Annotated in this window: 16 protein-coding genes; 7 read left to right on the plus strand and 9 right to left on the minus strand. The window is 69.8% G+C overall.

The window, feature by feature from the left end; genetic code table 11:
• The first annotated feature begins 2 nt into the window (after window positions 1–2).
• The gene (locus J7I44_RS00205; protein WP_245187819.1) at window positions 3–521 is read left to right on the plus strand and encodes an alpha/beta hydrolase; all 519 of its coding nucleotides are present in this window, start codon (window positions 3–5) and stop codon (window positions 519–521) included.
• Window positions 518–2,707 carry a bifunctional 23S rRNA (guanine(2069)-N(7))-methyltransferase RlmK/23S rRNA (guanine(2445)-N(2))-methyltransferase RlmL gene (gene rlmKL, locus J7I44_RS00210; protein ID WP_209614444.1) on the plus strand — a complete coding sequence of 730 codons (2,190 nt, stop codon included), beginning with the start codon at window positions 518–520 and terminating at the stop codon, window positions 2,705–2,707. Before J7I44_RS00205 ends, rlmKL begins: the two co-directional genes overlap by 4 nt.
• 3 nt (window positions 2,708–2,710) lie before the next feature.
• On the opposite strand, the gene J7I44_RS00215 is transcribed toward rlmKL, so the two are convergent.
• Entirely contained in the window at window positions 2,711–3,733 is a 1,023-nt protein-coding gene (locus J7I44_RS00215) for a YncE family protein (protein ID WP_209614445.1), read from the minus strand.
• A gap of 140 nt (window positions 3,734–3,873) precedes the next feature.
• Between J7I44_RS00215 and chrA the strand changes: the two genes are divergently transcribed.
• The 3 genes from chrA to J7I44_RS00230 are packed head-to-tail and all read left to right on the plus strand — an operon-like array spanning window position 3,874 to window position 6,341.
• Window positions 3,874–5,262 carry a chromate efflux transporter gene (chrA, locus tag J7I44_RS00220; protein WP_209614446.1) on the plus strand — a complete coding sequence of 463 codons (1,389 nt, stop codon included), beginning with the start codon at window positions 3,874–3,876 and terminating at the stop codon, window positions 5,260–5,262.
• A gap of 60 nt (window positions 5,263–5,322) precedes the next feature.
• On the plus strand, window positions 5,323–5,811 hold the full coding sequence (locus J7I44_RS00225; RefSeq protein ID WP_209614447.1) for a GNAT family N-acetyltransferase: 489 nt from the start codon (window positions 5,323–5,325) through the stop codon (window positions 5,809–5,811).
• A gap of 32 nt (window positions 5,812–5,843) precedes the next feature.
• Window positions 5,844–6,341, plus strand: coding sequence for an acyl-CoA thioesterase (locus tag J7I44_RS00230; protein ID WP_209614448.1), 498 nt, complete (start codon window positions 5,844–5,846; stop codon window positions 6,339–6,341).
• Here the strand turns inward: J7I44_RS00230 and J7I44_RS00235 are convergent.
• From J7I44_RS00235 to J7I44_RS00245, 3 genes are read right to left on the minus strand one after another with little or no spacing between them, the layout of a single operon-like run.
• Window positions 6,313–7,431: an acyltransferase family protein gene (locus tag J7I44_RS00235; protein WP_209614449.1), complete on the minus strand. Its 1,119-nt coding sequence runs from the start codon at window positions 7,429–7,431 to the stop codon at window positions 6,313–6,315. The two genes, J7I44_RS00230 and J7I44_RS00235, sit on opposite strands and share 29 nt — an antisense overlap.
• A 59-nt stretch (window positions 7,432–7,490) precedes the next feature.
• Window positions 7,491–8,081, minus strand: coding sequence for an NADPH-dependent FMN reductase (locus tag J7I44_RS00240; RefSeq protein ID WP_209614450.1), 591 nt, complete (start codon window positions 8,079–8,081; stop codon window positions 7,491–7,493).
• Between the two features lie 17 nt (window positions 8,082–8,098).
• Complete coding sequence (locus J7I44_RS00245; RefSeq protein WP_209614451.1) at window positions 8,099–8,689, minus strand: LysE family translocator; 591 nt, start codon at window positions 8,687–8,689, stop codon at window positions 8,099–8,101.
• A gap of 95 nt (window positions 8,690–8,784) precedes the next feature.
• On the opposite strand from J7I44_RS00245, the gene J7I44_RS00250 reads away from it, so the two are divergent.
• Window positions 8,785–9,675, plus strand: a complete 891-nt coding sequence (locus J7I44_RS00250) for a LysR substrate-binding domain-containing protein (RefSeq protein WP_209614452.1) — start codon at window positions 8,785–8,787, stop codon at window positions 9,673–9,675.
• A 6-nt stretch (window positions 9,676–9,681) separates the two neighbouring features.
• Here J7I44_RS00250 and J7I44_RS00255 read toward each other — a convergent pair whose 3' ends face one another.
• The 4 genes from J7I44_RS00255 to J7I44_RS00270 form a co-directional block, all read right to left on the minus strand.
• Complete coding sequence (locus tag J7I44_RS00255) at window positions 9,682–10,962, minus strand: amino acid permease (RefSeq protein ID WP_209614453.1); 1,281 nt, start codon at window positions 10,960–10,962, stop codon at window positions 9,682–9,684.
• 118 nt (window positions 10,963–11,080) lie between these two features.
• Complete coding sequence (locus tag J7I44_RS00260; RefSeq protein ID WP_209614454.1) at window positions 11,081–12,160, minus strand: aromatic ring-hydroxylating oxygenase subunit alpha; 1,080 nt, start codon at window positions 12,158–12,160, stop codon at window positions 11,081–11,083.
• Window positions 12,161–12,481: 321 nt separating this feature from the next.
• Window positions 12,482–13,972, minus strand: coding sequence for a S10 family peptidase (locus J7I44_RS00265; RefSeq protein ID WP_209614455.1), 1,491 nt, complete (start codon window positions 13,970–13,972; stop codon window positions 12,482–12,484).
• A 224-nt stretch (window positions 13,973–14,196) separates the two neighbouring features.
• Window positions 14,197–16,071: a 3'-5' exonuclease gene (locus J7I44_RS00270; protein WP_209614456.1), complete on the minus strand. Its 1,875-nt coding sequence runs from the start codon at window positions 16,069–16,071 to the stop codon at window positions 14,197–14,199.
• A 181-nt stretch (window positions 16,072–16,252) separates the two neighbouring features.
• On the opposite strand from J7I44_RS00270, the gene J7I44_RS00275 reads away from it, so the two are divergent.
• Window positions 16,253–17,452: a GGDEF domain-containing protein gene (locus J7I44_RS00275; RefSeq protein WP_209614457.1), complete on the plus strand. Its 1,200-nt coding sequence runs from the start codon at window positions 16,253–16,255 to the stop codon at window positions 17,450–17,452.
• 63 nt (window positions 17,453–17,515) lie between these two features.
• Here the strand turns inward: J7I44_RS00275 and J7I44_RS00280 are convergent, their stop codons facing one another.
• Window positions 17,516–17,941, minus strand: a complete 426-nt coding sequence (locus tag J7I44_RS00280; RefSeq protein ID WP_209614458.1) for an OsmC family protein — start codon at window positions 17,939–17,941, stop codon at window positions 17,516–17,518.
• Window positions 17,942–17,969: the final 28 nt, after the last annotated feature.

A 17,969-nucleotide genomic window follows, 5' to 3' on the forward strand; every position in this document is an offset into this window, starting at 1 on the left:
CGATGCGCGGCACGATCCTTCTTTCGCACGGCTCCGATGCCAGCCCGGACGCCACCAAGGTCAGCGCCTTGGCGGCGCTCGCCGAGGCGCGTGGCTGGCGCGCGCAACGGCTGGACTATCGCGAGGACGACGCGCGCGGCCACGCCGGTTCGGTAGCGCCGCGACTGGCGCGCCTCAACGCCGCGATCGCGGCCTGCGATGCGCCGCCGGTGTTGGTCGGTTCCAGCATGGGGGCGTTCGTTTCGGCGTTGGCGTCGCTGGAGCACCCGGTCGCCGGCCTGTTCCTGATGGCCACGCCGCCGGCCATCCCGGGCGTCGACGATGCATTGGGCGTGCGCCAAGACGTGCCCACGTTGCTGGTCCACGGCTGGCGTGACGAGGTCTGCCCCATCGATGGCATCGTACGTTTCGCCGGACGCCATCACTTGCCCTTGCTCGCGCTCGATGACGACCACCGCCTGAGCCGCAGTCTCCCGGCGATCGAACGCCAGTTCGCCCTCTTTCTCGACAACCTGGCATGAGCCACTTCTTCGCCACCTGCCCGAAGGGCCTGGAATACCTGCTGCGCGACGAGTTGCTCGCACTCGGCGCCACCGAGGCGAACGAGTCGCTCGCCGGCGTGCGCTTCGCCGGCACGCTGGAAACCGCCTACCGCGCCTGCCTGTGGTCGCGCCTGGCCAGCCGCATCCTGCTGCCGCTGGCCGAATTCGATGCGGCGGACGACGAGTCGCTCTACGCCGGCGTGCAGTCGATCGACTGGTCCGCGCACCTGGCGCCGCATGGCACGCTGGCGGTCGATGCGCACACCGCGCTGAGCAAGCTGACACACAGCCAGTTCATCGCCCAGCGAACCAAGGACGCGGTGGTCGACCAATTCCGCCAGCGCGACGGTGCACGTCCGGGTGTCGATACTGACGAGCCGGACATCCGCGTCAACCTGCGTCTGAAGCGCGACCGCGCGACGCTCTCGCTCGATCTCGCCGGCACACCGCTGCACCGGCGCGGCTGGCGCGAGCAACAGGGCGAGGCGCCGCTGAAGGAAAACCTCGCCGCGGCCATGCTGCTGCGCGCGCACTGGCCACAGGTCTACGCCGACGGCGGCGCGCTGCTCGATCCGATGTGCGGCTCGGGCACGCTGCTGATCGAAGGCGCGTTGATGGCCGCCGACGTGGCCGCCGGCCTGCGCCGCGAGTATTTCGGCTTCCTTGGCTGGCAGCAGCACGACATTGCGCTGTGGCGCGGCCTGCTGGAGCAGGCGCGCGAGCGCGCCGAGGCCGGCCTGCGCCATCTGCGTCCGGCTTTTTTCGGCTCCGATGCCGATCCGCGCATGGTGCAGGTGGCCAAGCGCAACGCGCAGGAGGCGGGCGTGGCCGGCTTCCTCACGCTGGAGAAGCACGAGGTGGCGCATGCCGCGCCGCCGGCCGGCCAGGCGAGCGGCCTGGTCATCACCAATCCACCGTACGGCGAGCGCCTGGGCGACCGCGCGCAGATGCCGCAGCTCTACCGCGCGCTGGGCGATGCGCTGCGCGAGCGCTTCACCGGCTGGCGCGCTGCCGTGCTGGCCGGTGACGCGGAACTCGGCCGTGCGCTGGGCCTGCATGCGGACAAGCGCTACGCGCTCTACAACGGCGCGCTCGAAACCGTGCTGCTCACCTTCGACCTGAGCCCGAAGGAAACCGCACCACGCGAGCGCAAGCCGCTCTCGCCCGGCGCGCAAATGCTGAAGAACCGCCTCGAGAAGACCGTGCGCCACCAGCGCAAGCGGCTCGCGCGCGAAGGCGTCTTCTGCTGGCGCGCCTACGACCAGGACCTGCCCGAGTACGCCGCGGCGATCGATGTCTACGGCCGCCCGGACGCCGAACCCTGGCTGCACGTGCAGGAATACCGGGCGCCCGCCGACGTGCCGGTCGACGTGGCCCGCACGCGCCTGCGCGAGATCGTGCGCGTGGCCGGCGAAGTGTTCGGCGTACCGCGCGAGCGCATCGCGCTGAAGACCCGCGAACGCGGCAAGGGCGGCGCCAAGTACGGCCGTTTCGACCAGCGCGGCGAATTCCACGAGGTGGAGGAGGGCGGCCTGCGCTTCCTGGTCAACCTCACCGACTACCTCGATACCGGCCTGTTCCTCGACCACCGGCTGGTGCGCGCGAAGCTGCGCGAGCTGGCGCGCGACAAGCGCTTCCTCAACCTGTTCGCCTACACCGCCACGGCCAGCGTCTACGCCGCCGCCGGCGGCGCGCGCGACACCACCAGCGTGGATCTCTCCGGCACCTACCTGGAGTGGGCCTCGCGCAACCTGGCACTCAACGGTTTCACCGGCGCCGCGCACCGGCTGGTGCAGGCCGACGCCACGACCTTCCTGCGCCAGGACCGCGGCCACTACGGGATGATCTACGTCGATCCGCCGACCTTCTCCAACTCCAAGCGCGCCGAGGACTTCGACGTGCAGCGCGACCACGCGGCGCTGCTGCTGGCCTGCGCCGAACGGCTGGCGAGCGACGGCGTGGTGGTGTTCTCCAACAACTTCCGCCGCTTCAAGCTCGACGTCGATGCGCTGGAAGAGCGCTTCACCATCGAGGACTGGAGCGCCGCCAGCATCCCGTTCGACTTCGCCCGTCGCGCCGACATCCACGGCTGCTGGCTGCTGCGCCTGCGCGCGCAGGCCTCGCCATGGGAAGACAGCGTCCGGCACCTGCGCGGACGCCGCTAGTCGTCACTTCGGAACGGTGGGCGCGGTGATCCGCAGCACCGGCTTGCCGTTCCAGTCCTTCAGCGGGAAGTAGGCGCGATGCGTGGCCGGGTCCACCGCCACGACGTGTGCGTTCGGTCCCAGCGTGCCTCGCCCGAGCGCCCGGACGCGGCGCCCTTTGACTTCGAACAGCGCCACCTCGCCGGATTCGCTGGCAACGTACAGCCAGCCCGGCCCGGGGTCGAACGCAAGCACGTCGGGGCCGTCGCCGGTTTCGAACGAGCCCACCACGCGACGGCTGCGCAGGTCCAGCACCAGCAGCGTGGCGTTGTCCTCGCAGGCGATGAAGGCCAGTCGCGCAGGGGCGTCGATGTAGAGGCCGTGGTTGCCCCGCGCGCCCGCCAGCCGGATGCGCGCGACGACCTGGTCGGTCGCCGGGTCGATCTCGGCCAGCTCGGCGCGCGTCTGCACGTTGGCGAAGACGTGACCCGACACCGGGTCGTATTGCGTGTTGCCCACTTCGCCACCGAGCGCGATGGTGCCGACGCGCCGGTTGTTGCGCACGTCGATCACGGTATCGCTGCCGCCGTGTTCGTTGGACACATAGAGCTTGTGTGCCTCGGGTGCGTAAGCCATGCCATCGGGATAATCGCCGGTCGGCATCCGCGCGAGGACCTTCAGGCTCCTGGCGTCGATCGCCACCACCTCGTCCCTGCCGGTGGCCGAGGCGAACACCCGGTCGAGGTCGGGAATCGCCAGTACCCCGTGCACGCTGCTGATGCCGGGTATGTCGGCGACCACACGCTGGCGGTGCGTATCGAAGACGGTGACCACGCTGTCACCCAGGTGCGCCAGGAACAGGCGATGCCGCGTCGGATCCAGGCTGGCGTAGTCCCAGCGCGTGGCGCGGCCGGCCAGGGGTGCGTCGGCAACGGTGGTGAGTGGCAGAGGCGGCTGCGCCTGGCCACAGGCGGTCGAAGCGGCAGTCAACAGGATGAGGGCCAGGCCCGCCACGGCGTGCCTGCGACGAAGGGTTCCAGTCAGCATGGCCAACGCCCTCCAGGCTTCACACAGCGTAGGATGCGGCGCTTATAACACTGCCCTCGTGCACCCGCCGCGTGGCAGCCAGCGGCAAGGCGGACCGCCGGCAGACCGATCCTGTTCCCACCCATGCCGGACCTGTGCCGATGAACGAGCGGTCTCCTGCCGAGATCGACACCCTGCCGGTTTCGCTGCGCGAAGCCACCCGCGTCTGGGCGAAGATCGGCATGCTCAGCTTCGGCGGCCCGGCCGGCCAGATCGCGCTGATGCATCGCGAACTGGTGGACACGCGGCGCTGGATCAGCGACGCGCGCTTCCTGCACGCGCTCAACTACTGCATGTTGCTGCCGGGGCCCGAGGCTACGCAGCTGGCGATCTACATCGCCTGGATGCTGCACCGGACCGCCGGCGGCCTGGTCGCCGGCGTGCTGTTCGTGCTGCCGGGGTTCGTCACCATCCTGGCGCTGAGCATCGTCTACGCGCTCTACGGCCAGGTGCCGCTGGTGCTGGCGATCTTCATGGGACTGAAGGCGGCGGTCCTGGCGGTGGTGGTCGAGGCGGTCATCCGGATCGGCCGCAAGGCGCTGAAGAGCCGGATGATGGTGGCGATCGCTGCACTGGCGTTCGTGGCGATCTATTTCTTCCGCGTACCGTTTCCGTTGATCGTGCTCGGTGCCGGCCTGTGGGGCCTGCTCGGACGCTGGTGGGCGCCGGGCCGCTTTCCGGCGCCGGCGTCGTCGGCGGCCGATGCGTCGTCCGATTTCCTCATCGACCGCCTGCTGGGCCAGGGGCGGCTGACGCATACGCGGCCTTCGGGCGCGCGTGCGTGGCGGGTGGCGCTGGCCTGGCTGGCGATCTGGTGGCTGCCGGTGCTGGCGGTGATCGCCGCGTTCGGTCGCCAGAGTGTGCTGGCGCGCGAGGGGCTGTTCTTCAGCCAGACCGCGGTGGTCACCTTCGGCGGCGCCTATGCCGTGCTGGCCTACATCGCCCAGCGCGCCGTGGTCGGGTTCCATTGGATCACCCCGGGACAGATGCTTGATGGGCTGGCGCTGGCCGAGACCACGCCCGGGCCGTTGATCATGGTGGTGCAGTTCGTCGCCTTCCTCGGCGCCTACTACCACCAGGCTGGCCTGTCGCCGCTGGCCGCGGGCGTGGCCGGGTCGGTGCTGACGACCTGGGTGACCTTCGCGCCGTGCTTCCTGTGGATCTTCCTTGGCGCGCCCTACATCGAGGCGCTGCGCAGCAACCGGGCGCTGCACGCGGCGCTGTCGGCGGTCACCGCCGCGGTGGTGGGCGTGGTGTTGAACCTGTCGGTCTGGTTCACCCTGCACACCGTGTTCGGCCGCGTGGACGAGCGCCAGTTCGGCTGGCTGCGGCTGGAGCATCCCCACTGGACGACGCTGCAGTGGCCGTCGGCGGTGATCGCGGCGGCGGCGATGCTGGCCATGCTGCGCTTCAAGGTCGGCATGGGGCGCGTGTTGTTGGCAAGCGGCGTGATCGCGCTGTGCTGGAGGTGGCTCGGTGGATCGCTCTAGCGGGCGTGGCGTTCGATCCGGACGCGCCGCACACTGTCGCCCGACGCTGCCGGGGTAGCCATGTCCGACCTGCACCTTCGCCTGGGGCGCCTCGACGATGCGCCGGCCATCAGCCTGCTCGCGCGCCGGGTGGCCCGGCGCTGGATCCTGCCCGACCAGTCGCACGAGGCCGGCCAGGCATTGCTGACGCGACTGGGCACGCGGGTGCTGCGCGAGCGCATGCGGGAGGGCCAGCGATTCCATCTGGCCTGGCTGGACGGCGTGCTGGTGGGTATCGCGGGGATGCGCGACGACAGCCACCTGGTTCAGTTCTTCGTCGGCACGCGCTACCAGGGTCGCGGCATCGCCAGCCGGCTGTGGCGGCGGGCGATGGCCGATGCGCTGCGTCGCGCCGGCACGCGCCGCTTCACCCTCAACGCCACGCGCGTGGCCGTGCCGGTCTACGAGCATTTCGGTTTCGTCGTGGCCGGGCCGGAAGGCTTCTCGCCCGCCGGTGTGCTCACCACGCCGATGGCACTGGAACTCGACCGCCCGCGCGTGCGGGCATAATCGGCCGCTGATCCGAACACCACAGGACCGCCATGCCCGGCCAGCAGAACGAAGTGACCTTCCGCTTCCTCGCCCAGCCCACCGACGTCAATTTCGGCGGCAAGGTGCATGGCGGCATGGCGATGAAATGGATCGACCAGGCCGGCTACGCCTGCGCGGTCGGCTGGAGCGGCGCGTATTGCGTGACCGTGTCGGTCAGCGGCATCCAGTTCATCGCGCCGATCCTGATCGGCGACCTGGTCACCGTGCGCGCGCGGCTGATCCATACCGGCACCAGCAGCATGCACCTGGCGGTGGACGTGCTTGCGCAGGACCTGCGCAAGGGCGAGCAGCGGCTGGCGACCAGTTGCGTGATGGTCTTCGTGGCGCTGGACAGCCCCGACGGCAAGCCCACGCCGGTACCGCGCTGGGAACCGCAGACGGACGAGGACCGCCGCCTGCAGGACTACGCGCGTCGGCTGATGGCGTTGTCCAAGACGATGGAGCAGCAGGTCGCCGTGCTCAGGCCCGCGGCCGCACCGGTGATTTGAGTTCCCCGGCAGGTGGCACCCGCCACAGGAAGCGCTCCAGCCATTGCGGGCTGGTCAGCGGACCGAGCAGCCGCTCGGCTGGCACGCTGGAGAGCAGGCGTACCAGCAGCCAGGCGGCCAGCAACAGCACCAGCGCGTTGACCAGTGGCGGCTGGCCGGCCTTCAGCCAGGCGAACAGCCCCGCGGCCACCGCGAACTTCACGATGAAGCCGTGCGCGAGGTACGCCTGCAGGCTGCGCCCGCCGGCCGCCGTGACGGCGAACGCGCGGCGCGGCACCAGCGCGAGGAACGCCGCACTGCCGGCGACGCCCGCGCCCAGCCGCAGCAGGCGCCACAACGTGCCGGCCGCGTAGTCCACCCCCAGCGCGGCGTAGCCGTTGCTGCCGTACAGCCAGCGCGGGTCCGGCACCGCGCTCGCGGCCCAGCCCAGCGCGACCAGCGTAGCCAGCGCCAGCGCGCAGGCCAGCGGACCGCGCAGGCGCTCGCGCCACGCCGGTGCGTACAGATGGCCGATCAGGAAGAAGGGGAAGAACGAGGCGGTGCGCGAAAGCGACATGCGATACCCCACGTCGTCCGCCCAGCCGGCCATCAGGGCGAACAGGCAGGCCAGCAGCAGCGGATGGCGCAAGCGCATGAACAGCGGCAGCAACAGCCGCCACGCCGCCAGGCTCGGCAGATACCACAGCAGCCAGTACGGCGTGGTGACGCCCGTGGGTCCGGCATCCGGCCAGCCGGGCGTCTGCGCCGCCAGCGCGTAGAGCGCCTGGAACAGCAGGTAAGGCAGCAGCAACTGGAAGGTGATCCGCTTGAGCAGCTTCAGGTTGACGTCGGTTCCCGCCACGGCGCCGGACAGGAACGCGAAGGCCGGCATGTGGAACAGGTACAGGAAGCGGTAAAGCGCGTCGATCGAGGCGACACCGCGCAGCGGCTCCAGGCTATGGCCGAACACCACCAGCGTGATCAGGGCCAGGCGAGCGTTGTCCTTCCAGGCATCGCGCACCGGCCCCACGGACGATGCGCTGACGGGAACGTTGTCGATGGCGCGGGCAAATCCATACATCCTTTGCAGGCTAGCAATGGCTTTGTTCACGAGACGTCCCCGCCGCCCCGTTGGCGCGTCCGCTGTTCACCGTACGTTGCGTTGCAGGCTCACGCAGCGCCCGCTTCCGCACGGGATGGCGCGACGCGATGGACCCATCCGGCGAACGCGTCCATGAACCGTTGCAACGCCGCACCCGTCGCCGCATCGGCGACTGCGTTTTGCGTATCGAAGCGTTCCGCCGCGTGGGCGATGAACAGCGTGGGCGAAGGCATCACCAGCGCGCCGCAGGTATGCAGGACCTGGCGCAGCGAGGCCTGTGCCAGCCGCGTTCCCCACGGGCCGCTGCTGGCGCCGAGCACGGCCACCGGAAGATCAGCCAGGGTCGCGTCTTCGCGCGAGAGCCAGTCCAGTGCGTTCTTCAGCACGCCGGGCAACGCGTGGTTGTACTCCGGTGTGGCGATCACCAGACCGTCGGCCGCGGCGATCGCCTTGCGCAGCGCGCGCACGCCGGGCGGTCCTTCCGCTGTTGCGTGTTCCAGGTCTTCGTCGAACAGCGGCACGCTGCCCAGTGCGTCGTAGACCTCCATGGTGGTGCCGGCCGGTGCCATCGTGGCGGCGGACTGCAACAGGCGCCGGTTCCAGGATCCCTGGCGCAGGCTGCCGGCCAGGCCGAGGAGGCGAAGGGGACGGTGGGTCATGTCATTCTCTCCAGGAGTCAAAAATCGACCAGCAGCAACGCCGCGCTGGCAAGCAACAGCACGCCCATGGCGGCATCGATGCGCCGCCGCGAGCGCGGATGCGCCAGGCGCGCGGCGAGCCGCTGCCCTGCGAAGCTCCACAGCAACAGGCAGGCCAGCGGAATGGCGGTAAAGAGCACGACGAGCGGCAGGTAGCCGTCCGCATCGGCGACGGGGCGGACGGCGACGATCGCCGTGACCATCGCCCAGCTCTTGGGGTTGAGAAGCTGGAATGCGAACAGGCCCCATGCGCCTGTCGGCAGGGCGATCGCGCGCGTGGATTCCGGACCGGGAGTGCTGCCCAGCAGGCGCACGCCCAGCCATGCCATATAGGCCGCACCGAGCGCCGCGAGCGTCGCGCGCAACGCGGCGTGTGTCGACAGCAGCGTGCCGGCGCCCGCCGCGACTACGGCGAGCAGCGCCAGCCCGCCGAGCACGATGCCACCGATTGCGCCGGCGGCGGCGCGCACGCCGCCGTGGCCGGCCTCGCGCAGCACCACGAGGTTGTTCGGTCCGGGCGTGATCGCTGCGGCTAGCAGCAGGCCGGCGCAGGCGAGCAGGTCGTGCATGGCGTTCCCGTGGCGTCGCTGCCATTGGGCAGCATCCACAGACTGGCGCTTTTCGCTGGTCGGAAGGGTGCCGGCTATGGTCTAGAATTTCGACCATGGACCTGCCCCTCAACGCCCTGCGCGCCTTCGCCCTGGTCTACCAGCACCGTGGCGTGCGCGCCGCGGCGCGCGAACTGGACATGGCCCATTCGTCGGTGAGCCGCCATCTGCGCGAGCTCGACCGCTGGCTGGGCGTGCCGCTGCTGCATGCCGGCGCAGGGCGCGCGGGATTGGTGTTCACGCCGCAGGGTGAGGCGCTGGGCCGCGCCGTATGCGCAGGGCTGGCGGAGATCGAACGTGCGGTGGCAGTGCTGCGCGAGGCGCGGCCGGCGCATTCGGTCGCGCTGTCGACCACGCCCTCGTTCGCGATCCGCTGGCTGCTGCCCCGGTTGCCTGCGTTCGAGAAGGCGCATCCGAAGATCGAGCTGTCGGTGCTGGTCGAGCAGAAGCTGGAAGGTTTCGCCGACGGTCGCCTGGACGTGGCGTTGCGCATGGGACAGGGCCCCTGGCCGGAGCTGCACTGCGAGCCATGGATGGACGACACGCTGTACCCGGTGATGAGCCCTGCCTACTGGCTGGATCACGGACGCCCCACGCGGCCCGCCCAACTGGCCGGTTTGCGCCTGTTGCACGACCGCGACCCGCAGGCGGCATGGGAGTCGTGGCGGCGGGCCCACGGGCCGTCCAGGTTGTCGCTGCAGGGTGGCGCGCGCTATGCGTCTTCGGACCTGGTGCTGCGCGCCGCGCAGCAGGGACAGGGCGTGGCGCTGGCACGCCATCGCCTGGTCGCCGGGGAACTCGCGGCCGGGACGCTGGTGCGCCCGTTTGGTGCGCTGGAGGTACCACTGGGCACGGCTTACTGGATCGTCCGTGCCGACCGCACGCGACCTCTCCCCGCGCTCGCGGCGGTCATCGACTGGCTGCGCTGGCAGGCCGCAGCACCCTAGCGCCGCTTACCGGAGGGCCGAGCGCCGGCGCTGCCAAAGCAGCACTGGCAGACCCATCGTCACCAGTACGCCCGCCCACAGCAGCGACTCCACACCGGTGCCGGCCAGCGCCCACAGCGCATAGGCAAGCGCACCGGCGGCGATCAAGCGCCGCCACGGGCGGGCCGCCGGCTCGATACGCCACCAGGCCAGCACGCTCACCACGTAGGGCAGCAGCGTAGTGGCGGTGGAGAGCAGGATCGAGAAAGTGAACAGCGCCACCAGCGTGCGGCTGTAGTTGGCCACGATCAGCGCACTGGCCAGGCCGCTGCCCAGCACCAGCCCGAAGGCCGGTGTGCCGCGCGCGTCGAGCCGCGCGAAACGGGCCGGGAACAGACCGTCCTGTGCTGCCGCCAGCGGGGTCTGCGCCTGCAGCAGCACCCAGCCGTTGAGCGCCCCGAAACACGAGATCGTCGCCACCACGGCCAGCGCGGTGCCCGCCGCCGGTCCCCACACGCGCGCCGCGGCGGCCACCATTGGGGCGGCGGAGCGGCGCAGTTCGTCCAGCGGCAGCAATCCGATGACGACAGTGCAGGCGAGCATCGTGGCCAGCCCCGCGACCAGCATGCCGATCACGGTGGCGCGCGGCACCGTGCGCTCCGGATCGCGCACCACGCCGGTCGGCACGGTGGCCGCCTCGAAGCCGAGCATGGCCCACAGCGTGAGTGCGGCCACCGACGTGGCGACGCCCAGCAGCGGCAGGCCGCTGGGGTTGAACGGGTGGTAGGCGCCGGCATGCACCCAGCCCAGGCCGAGCAGGCCGAACAGCACCAGCGGTACCAGCTTGAGCAGGGTGGTGAGCATCTGCACGCGCGCCGCTTCGCGCACGCCGGCCAGGTTCACCGCGGTGCACAGCCACAACGCGCCCAGCGCGCAGGCGGCCGAGCGCAGCGGCGTGGCGGTGGCGGCCGGCCACAGCGCGCCGAGGCTGCCGGCGAAGGCCACCGCGATTGCCGCGTTGGCGCTCCAGGTGCAGACCCAGTAGCTCCATGCCACCACGAAGCCGGTGCCATCGCCGAACGCACGCCGCGCGTAGCCGTAGGCGCCGCCGTGGTTGCGGATCGCGCCCGCCAGCCACGCGTAGACCAGTGCCAGCAGCAGCGCGCCAGCCAGGGTCAGCGCCCAGCCAAGCAGGCTTGCCGCGCCGTAGGGCGCCAGCGCCGCGGGCAGCAGGAATACGCCCGAGCCGATCATGTTGCCGATGACCAGGGCGATCAGCGCGAGCTGGCCGAGCGGGCGCGAGTTCATGCCGCGCCCTTCCTGTAGGAGCGCACCCTGTGCGCGACTGCGCGTCTGCCGCTCGCGTGGAACCGTGGCAACCCGCGGTCGCGCACAGGGTGCGCTCCTGCAAGGGTGTCGGGGGTGTTCACGCGTGCTCGCGGTAGGCGCGGCGCAGCAGTTCGTGGAAGTGGTGGACCGCGTTCTCGCGCAGCGGGTTCAACCGACCGCTCTCGTACGAACCGGACGCCAGCCCGCGCTGCACGTCCTCGCAGATGGTCACGTCCTCGTCCTGCACCTCGTCGCTGAAGGCGACGTCGCGCTCGCGCCGGGCGCGCGCTTCCGGCGAGGCGTCCGGTGCGTAGTAGAAGTCGAACTCGACGCGGCAGCGGTCCACGCCCAGCGGCAGCACGCGGTTGGTCTGCAGCCGGCCGGGCAGGATGTTGAGCATCGTGTTCGGGTAGAGGAAGTAGTAGAGCGCCTCGCCGCTGCCGTAGAGCTCGTCCGCGCTGTCCAGCGGGCTGTACTGGAAGGAGTACCACCGCGCCGTCTCGGTGACGTAGCTGCGGTAGTCCAGCACGCTGTTGAGCCCCGGATGGATGTGCGGCACGTGGTAACCCTCCAGGTAGTTGTCCACGTACACCTTCCAGTTGCAGGCGACGTCCCAGCTGGCGCGATGGTGGAACTCAAAGCCGGCCAGCGAGCGGCCCTCGCCAAGGCGTGCGTCGATGCCCTCGACGACCTCGCCGAACGGCGGCGCCTCGCCGGTGGCGACGAAGACCAGGCCCTGCCACACCTGCACGCGCGCCTCGGGCAGGCGGATCGTCGAAGGATCGAAGTCGGGTGTCCGCCCCATCTCCGGGGCGCCGCGCAGCACGCCATCCAGGCCGTAGGTCCAGCCGTGGTAGCGGCAGCGCAAGGCGGTCGCGCCCTTGCCATCGCAGCTGGCGACCGGGCCGGCGCGGTGGCGGCAGACGTTGTGGAAGGCGCGGATGGTGGCGGCGTCGCTGCGCACCACGACGATCGGCAGACCGGCGATGGTGGTGACCACGTGGTGGCCCACGCCGGCCAGTTGCGACTGGTGACAGACCCACTGCCAGCTCTTCGCGAAAACGGCCCTGGCATCGAGCGCCGGCATGCGCGGGTCGGTATAGCAGCGCGCCGAAAGCGCGTGTGCATGATCGAGCGGCTGGGCGGCGAGGATGTCGGGCGTGAGCAGCTCGGTCATGGCGGCACCGGCGGTTTGGGGTGGAGAGTTGCGCTCGGCGGGTGGACCCTGCGTTACGGGCCTTCGTACCCGACCGAAACGGTCAGCGAGGTGGGCCCAAGACTACCGCCGCTGGTCGATCGCAGAACGTGGACCACGCGGATGGACCGGTTCGCCGCCAGCGGAGTCGTTGACTTCCCGCTGCACGTCTTAGGCAAAGGCTTGCGGGCGGGTGAAATAGCCGGACTTGCGGCAGAACAGCTTGCATTGGATGGAATCATCCCTGATGGCCAGGCGACAGTGTAAGGGTGCCGGCTCGCGCAGAAGCCGGCACCTTCGCACTCAGCGTGCGCCGTAGAGCGCCCTGACGTCCTTCAGCAAGGCCGCCTGGCTGTCCGGGCGCGCGTAGAACATGTGCCCGCCCGGGTAATTCTTCACCTGCACGCGGGTCGCATCGCCCATCGGCGGCATCTGGTCGACGATGAGCACCGAGGCCATGAACGGACAGGAGAGATCGTCCCAACCGTGCGCGATCAGCACGCGCAGGCCCGGGTCGTTGGCGACCGCCTCGCGCAGTTGCGAGACCGAGCCCTCGTCGGCGTCGTCGTCCTCGTGCCAGAGCTTGTTCACCTCGTAGCTCAGTGCGTTGTAGCGGCCGGCGTACTTCCAGCCCACGGTGCGGGTGACGAAATCGACCATGGCCGTGGTGGTCGGCGCGATGATGCCGTTCAGGATCGGGTCGCCGGTGCGCTGGCGCGGTGCGTAGGGGAACGGGTCCCACGCGGTGACGTTGGAGTCGTAGCGGCTGCCCAGTTTGCCTTCGGCGCGATAGACCTCGCGCAGGTAGGCCTGGGTTTCGATCCGGCCGCCGGAGCGGCGCACGAACAGCGGGTCGAGACCGGTCAGTTCGGTCACCTTCTTGATCACCCGCTCGGTGGCCTGGGGATCGGACCGGCCGCGCATCAGGTCGCTGGCGTATTCGCCGCGGGTGTATTCGATGATCTGCGCCATCGCCTCGGGCGTGAGCTTGTGCTCGCGCTCCAGGTGCGCGGCGGCGATCGAGGGCAGGGTCAGCATCCACGGCAGCGGCGAGACGTTCTCGTCGTTGAAGGCGGCCGGGTCGAGGTAGGGCGAAACCAGCACCACGCCCTTCATCGCCACGCCGAGCTGGGTCTGCAGGTAGTCGGTGATGCGCGGGCCACGGAAGCCTCCGTAGCTCTCGCCGACCAGATACTTGGGCGACTGCAGGCGGCCGTTCTTGACCAGCCAGTCGTAGACGATGCGCGAGAGGTACTTGATGTCGCTGTCGGTGCTGTAGAAGAGTTCGGTGGCCTTCTTGTCGTCGACCAGCGCGCGGCTGAAGCCGGTGCCGACCGGGTCGATGAACACCAGGTCGGTGAAGGGCAGCCAGCTGCCGGGGTTGTCGTGCAGCGTGGCCGGGTCGGACGGGTTGTCGCCTTCGACGCCGAAGTCCACGCGCTTGGGGCCGATGGCGCCCAGGTTGAGGTAGACCGACGAGGCGCCCGGGCCACCGTTGAGCGCGAAAGTCACCGGGCGGTCGGCGCCGTCCATGGTGTAGGCGGTGTAGACCACCTCGGCGACCGTGTTGCCCTTGGCGTCGCGCACTGGCAACGCGCCGACGGTCACGGTGTACTTGAGCGTGTGGCCGTCGATCTGCGCCGTCTGCCGGGCGTGCGCGTCGGCGGGGAAGGGTGGCAGGTGGTAGCCATCGTGGCTGGCGTCGGCGGCGGGCTTGTCGGCGGCGATGGCAGGGGCGGCGGAGCCGGCCAGCAGCGTGGCGGCCAGCAGCGTGGCCTGTAGGGTCTTGCGCACGGTGTTCCCCTTGTTGCGGAAACGGCCAGCCTAGCGGGTGGTTGGGGGTCGAGGGGTGTGCCCAAAGGCATGGGGCTGCGGCAAGGCTTCTCCCATCCGCCTGTCGGCACCTTCCCCCGTGAACGGGGAAGGCTTCACGTGCGACGTGGCTGCACGCCCGATCCTTCCCCCGTTCACGGGGAAAGGTGCCCGAAGGGTGGATGGGGGCGAGCGGGGCGCGATCCTCAGGCCGGCAGGGCGACGAGCTGGTCCTGCACCTGGTTGATCGCATCGCGGATGCGCTTGCTGAAGACCGAATCGTCGTGGTGGATCAGCAGCAGCCGCTCGGTCGCGCGCGTCATCGCCACGTAGAGCAGGCGCGCCTCCTCCGCCTCGTCCTTGCCTTCCTTGGGCAAGGACCCCAGGCCCGGGATCACCACGAACGGGAACTCCAGCCCCTTGCTCGAATGCATGGTGACCAGCTTGACCGTGTCGCCGACGGCAAACAGCGCGCCCTTGCCGCGGCCCTCGGCCAGGCGGCCGGGGATGCCTTCGCGCTCGAGCGCCCCGGCGAGCTTCTCGCCTTCCCACTGGTTGCGGAAAATCACGGCCATGTCCGACCACGGCCGGCCGTGTGCGTGCTCGTCGCGCAACTGGGCGATCAGCACGGTGAGCTGCGCGGCGGCCGTCTCCACACGGATCAGTTCCGGCACGGCGCCGCGGCGGCCGGCGCTCTCGGGGGCGACGAGCGGCACGCCATCGCCATCGTCGTCGCGCTCGACCAGCAACTCGTTGGCGAAGCCGCGCGCCACCGCCAGGATCTCCAGCGTATTGCGGTAGTTGAGCTTGAGGATGGTCGTGCGGCCCTGCGCCTGGATGCCGAGGCTTTTCCAGCTCACCCTGCGCCGGTCGGTCTTGCCGTAGATGTTCTGCGCATCGTCGTAGAGCACCAGCAGCGAGTTGGTGGCCGGGTCGATCATCTGCACGATCAGCTTGTACCAGTCCGGCTCGAAGTCGTGGCCTTCGTCGACCAGCACCGCGCCGTACTGGAAGCGCGGGATCTGGCCCTTGTCGACGCCGGCGATCACCCGCTCGACCATCTGCTCGAAGAAGCCGTCCGAGCCTTTCGGCGGCAGCTCCACGTGGTAGGCCGTGAGCATCTTGTGGCACCACTTGTGGAAGTTGTAGACCTGCACCTTCTCGGCCAGGCCGCGCTCGCCGATCAGCTGCTCCAGCCGCGCGGCGAGGGTCTTGTTGTAGCAGAGCACCAGGATCGGCCGGTTCATCGCGCGCGCCAGCTGCATGGCGCGGAAGCCCAGGATCATGGTCTTCCCCGAACCGGCCACGCCGTGGATGATCCGGTGCTCGTCGCCGAGCGAGCGCGCCAGCTGCTCCTGCTGGGCGTCCATCACCTTGACCAGTTCGGGAATCTCCAGCGGGCGCACCGCCGCGTCGGTCGGGCCGAACAGCCCGAACTGGCCGCTGCCGGGTTCCACCCGCAACTCGGGGAACAGGTGCCAACGCACGCGATCGATCTGCGGCAGCGTCATGGCGACCGGGAAGGCATGGGGAAACATCGCCCACAGCCGCTCCTGGAAATCTTCCGATTCCACCGATTCGTAGAACTCGTCGCGGCAGATCGCCAGATGCGGCGGGATCACCGCATCCAGCCCGCCCTCTTCGAACTGTTTGCGGCTGATGTTGGACAACACCACGCCCCAGGCCCACGGCATGATGATCTTGCCGGCATGGCGGTGGCCTTCGGGAAATCGCAGCGCCGGATCGCGTTCGAGCACCACGCCGATTTCCAGCGCATAGGCGCGCGCCTGCAGCAGTGGGTGGTTCTCCTTCACCAGGCCACGCTCGGTGACCAGGGTGAACTGGGTGCTGTCGGCGTGCTGGATGGTTTCGGCCTTCCAGTCCTTGACCTCCAGCACCAGTAGCCCGCGGCGCGGGTGGAACACCACGAAGTCCGGGCGGCGCTGCTTCAGGCCGACGGGCACGTCGTACCAGAGCAGGTAATCGTCCTCCAGTTTCTGCTCCAGCCGCTCGGAGAAGCGCTTCTCGCCCGCGGTCATGCGCGGCAGGCAGCTGTTGCGGGAGGGGATCTGGGTAGCCATCCGGCGTCCGTAAAAGGGGCGTTTTGCGTGGAAAGTATCGAACTTGCGGACGCTGTCAACGCTAAAGTCGAGCCAGCCAGCGCCGATATGACAGGCGACGACCGGGCACAGGACGCCATCGCGGACACGCGATATCCAGGGCGGGCGCCATCGTCACGTTCGGGCGCGGGGAGAGCCCAGCATGCCCATGCATATCGAAACGCTGTCGTTGATCAGTGCCGTCCAGTCGCTGGTGCTGGCCATTCTGCTGTGGGCGGGTACCCACGGCGGGCCGGGCGCCGCGCGTACCAGCCTGAAGCTGCGCGCCGCCGCGCTGGCAGTCGAGTCGGCCGGCTGGACGATGCTGGCGGCGCAGGCCTGGCTGCACCCGGCGCAGTTGCTGCTGGGCGGCAATGCACTCAATTTGCTGGCGCAGGGCATGTCGGTGGTCGCCCTGCGCATGTTGCTGGGCGAATCGCTGCGCTGGCGCACCGTACTGGCCATCGGCGTGGTCGGCTGGCTGGGCGTGGCCTGGTTCGGGGTGGTCGACCCGGACTACCGCGTGCGCGTGATGTGGGGCTCGGCCGCGATCATGGCCGACATCGCACTGCGGATGCAGGCGCTGCTGCGCGGCGGCGTGCGGCAAGGCACGCGGGCGCGGATGGCACTGGTGGTGATGTGCGCCGGGGCCGCACTGCTGCTGGTGTGGCGCAACGGCCAGCTGTGGTTCGACCTCAACCCGCCGGCCGACATCATCCAGCCGGACACGGTCAATTACCTCTACGTGCTGCTCTCGGGCATGCAGCCCTTGTTCCTCAGCATCGGTTTCCTGCTGCTCTACAACGAGACGCTGCAGCGCGAACTGCATCTGCTGGCGCGGGTCGACACGCTGACCGGCGTGAAGAACCGCCTGGCGCTGACCGAAAGCGCCACCCGGATGCTGTCCCAGGCCCAGCGCGCGGGACGCTCGATGAGCGTGCTGATGATCGACGCCGACCACTTCAAGAGCATCAACGACCGCTTCGGTCACGGCGGTGGCGACAAGGTGCTGCTGGCGCTGGTCGACAGCATCCGGGCGACGCTGCGCGGCGGCGACGTGATCGGGCGTATCGGCGGCGAGGAATTCGTGGTTTTGGCACCGGACACCAACCTGGAGCAGGCGCTGGTGCTGGCCGAACGCATCCGCGGCACGGTCGAGACCACGCCACTGCTGGTCGACGGGCACCTGCTGCAGCTGACCGTGTCGATCGGCGCCGCGGCGGCCGAGCCGGGCGTGGATGAGGTGGGCGCCCTGCTGCAACGCGCCGATGCGGCGCTGTACGCGGCCAAGCACGCGGGGCGCAACCGGGTGATGGCGGCCGATCCGGCGCTGGTGGGACGACGCCTGCTGGCCGGTGCGTAGGCTGGGCTCGAGCCCACCGCGGTCGCGCCGGAAGGTGGGCTGAAGCCCACCCTGCGCACCCGGTCAGCTTTCCAGCGCGGCGTCGAGCGAGATGTCGGCGCGCAGCACCTTGGACACCGGGCAACCCTGCTTGGTCTCCTGCGCGATGCGCTGGAACGTGTCCGCATCGGCGCCTGGCACACGGGCGCGGCAGTTCAGCGCGATGGTGGTGATGGCGAAGCCGTCGCCCTGCTTGTCCAGCGTCACCTGCGCCTTCGTGTCGATCCGCTCCGGTGTCAGCCCGGCATTGCCCAGGCCCAGCGACAGCGCCATCGAGAAACAACCGGCCAGCGCGGCGCCGATCAGTTCCTCCGGATTGGTACCGGGTCCGTCCTCGAAGCGCGACTTGAAGCCGAATGGCGCCTCGCGCAGCACGCCGGTCTGGGTGGATATCGTGCCCTGGCCGTCTTTCAGGCCGCCGGTCCAGGTGGCAGAAGCGGATTTCTTCATGGCGTTTTCCTTGGGCTCGGAGGGGCGG

Origin of the sequence: Frateuria flava, from assembly GCF_017837635.1 — a bacterium.
Lineage (GTDB): Bacteria > Pseudomonadota > Gammaproteobacteria > Xanthomonadales > Rhodanobacteraceae > Frateuria_A > Frateuria_A flava.

Bases quoted from the DNA above. Each gene is read 5' to 3' on its own strand.
- J7I44_RS00205 (WP_245187819.1), top strand. From the start codon at position 3: ATGCGCGGCACGATCCTTCTTTCGCACGGCTCCGATGCCAGCCCGGAC.
- rlmKL (WP_209614444.1), top strand. From the start codon at position 518: ATGAGCCACTTCTTCGCCACCTGCCCGAAGGGCCTGGAATACCTGCTG.
- J7I44_RS00215 (WP_209614445.1), bottom strand. From the start codon at position 3,733: ATGCTGACTGGAACCCTTCGTCGCAGGCACGCCGTGGCGGGCCTGGCC.
- chrA (WP_209614446.1), top strand. From the start codon at position 3,874: ATGAACGAGCGGTCTCCTGCCGAGATCGACACCCTGCCGGTTTCGCTG.
- J7I44_RS00225 (WP_209614447.1), top strand. From the start codon at position 5,323: ATGTCCGACCTGCACCTTCGCCTGGGGCGCCTCGACGATGCGCCGGCC.
- J7I44_RS00230 (WP_209614448.1), top strand. From the start codon at position 5,844: ATGCCCGGCCAGCAGAACGAAGTGACCTTCCGCTTCCTCGCCCAGCCC.
- J7I44_RS00240 (WP_209614450.1), bottom strand. From the start codon at position 8,081: ATGACCCACCGTCCCCTTCGCCTCCTCGGCCTGGCCGGCAGCCTGCGC.
- J7I44_RS00245 (WP_209614451.1), bottom strand. From the start codon at position 8,689: ATGCACGACCTGCTCGCCTGCGCCGGCCTGCTGCTAGCCGCAGCGATC.
- J7I44_RS00250 (WP_209614452.1), top strand. From the start codon at position 8,785: ATGGACCTGCCCCTCAACGCCCTGCGCGCCTTCGCCCTGGTCTACCAG.
- J7I44_RS00255 (WP_209614453.1), bottom strand. From the start codon at position 10,962: ATGAACTCGCGCCCGCTCGGCCAGCTCGCGCTGATCGCCCTGGTCATC.
- J7I44_RS00260 (WP_209614454.1), bottom strand. From the start codon at position 12,160: ATGACCGAGCTGCTCACGCCCGACATCCTCGCCGCCCAGCCGCTCGAT.
- J7I44_RS00270 (WP_209614456.1), bottom strand. From the start codon at position 16,071: ATGGCTACCCAGATCCCCTCCCGCAACAGCTGCCTGCCGCGCATGACC.
- J7I44_RS00275 (WP_209614457.1), top strand. From the start codon at position 16,253: ATGCCCATGCATATCGAAACGCTGTCGTTGATCAGTGCCGTCCAGTCG.
- J7I44_RS00280 (WP_209614458.1), bottom strand. From the start codon at position 17,941: ATGAAGAAATCCGCTTCTGCCACCTGGACCGGCGGCCTGAAAGACGGC.